2 protein-coding genes are annotated in these 1,322 nt (G+C 54.8%); both read right to left on the bottom strand.

The genetic code is table 11. From position 1 onward, the window contains the following. On the bottom strand, positions 1 to 244 hold a 244-nt coding region (locus tag L692_RS0119350), incomplete at its 3' end, for an ATP-binding cassette domain-containing protein (protein WP_025701709.1). Between the two features lie 34 nt (positions 245 to 278). Then, positions 279 to 1,322 (bottom strand): radical SAM protein (locus L692_RS0119345; protein WP_025701708.1); only part of this gene is annotated, 1,044 nt, incomplete at its 5' end.

The raw sequence follows: 1,322 nt of genomic DNA, 5'->3' as shown, positions 1-1,322 counted from the left end.
CCGGGCTGCCGCCGGTCGGATGAAGGATGCCGGAGAGCATCTTCAACGTCGTTGTTTTGCCGGCGCCGTTCGGTCCGAGAAAGGCAACCATTTCTCCCTTGCCGATGGAGAAGGTAATGTCCTTTACCGCTTGCTTGGTCAAGGTTTTGCGGCGGATCAGATTTCTGAGGGAGTTCATCACTCCGACTTCCTTCGTATAATAGGTAAAGCTCTTGGCCAATTGCTCAACCTTGATCGCTTCCAATCGTTACATCACCTTACTCTTCTATAGGTTGGAATTACCGTCCGTAATGGTACAGCAGGCCGCAGCGGGAGCAGACCGGCATGAGTCCGCAGGACAGCAGCTCGCGGTGCTTGCCGTAATTCTCCCCGTGCCAAATCTCTTTGACGGACGCTTCGCTTATGTTGCCGACCGCCAGCTCCGGGAAGAATTTGCAAGGCGTCACGTTCCCGCCGGGCAGCACATCCATCCGGGTGGAGATGGCCAGGCACTCCTTCCGCTTCATCCCCGTCATCTGAACCCCGCTCACGAAATCGCCGATTTCATCCTGCTCCAGCGCAGGCATGAACCGTATGCGGCTTCTCCACGTATGCTCCGAAATGCGGCGTACCTCCTCCTTCAGCGCCTCAACGTTCTCCGGTGAGATACGGTAGGTGAAGGAATGCCAGCTGCAGCTTCCGGGCTCGGCCGGGTTCAGCCAACTAAGCTCCTTCCTGCATAACTCATCCATGTCGGCAGCAGGCTCGGCGGAAATATACCAGGGATAGACAAAATAGACAGAATCGACGCCCATCTCCTGAAAATGCTGCATAAAGGCAAACAGCTTCGGGATCATGGCATCGTTCATCGTCAGGCTGATCGAGACCTTGCCTTTGAAAATCCCCTTTCTTTGAAGCTCCAGCAACAGCTGGACCGCCTGGATGACCTTCTTGTAGGTGCCTTTGCCCCTGATCGCATCGTTCTCCGCTTCGAAGCCTTCCAGACTGGCAAGCACGACCAGCCCTTCACCGATCTTGAGCAGTGATTCCAGATGCTGGTCCAGCAATACCGCGTTCGTACAAATCGTAACGGTCCGCTGATCCTGTTCGAACAGATTGGCCAGCAGTGGAAATTGGCTGTAATAGAGCGGCTCGCCGCCCCACAAGTACACCTTGGATTTCTTCTCCCGGGTGAACGCCAGCAGCTTCTCTACAAGCGCGATGTCAATTTCCTTCTTCTGATCCTCCTTGGTCATCTCCCGGTGGAAGCCGTCTTCATTCCATTCATAGCAATGCTTGCAGCGCAAATTGCAGCCGTTGTTCAGCTTGATCCCGATATCCTC

Source organism: Paenibacillus forsythiae T98 (genome assembly GCF_000520735.1).
GTDB classification, from domain to species: domain Bacteria; phylum Bacillota; class Bacilli; order Paenibacillales; family Paenibacillaceae; genus Paenibacillus_AQ; species Paenibacillus_AQ forsythiae.
Note: the sequence above shows the minus strand (reverse complement) of the source record. Positions and strands in the feature narration are given on the sequence as shown.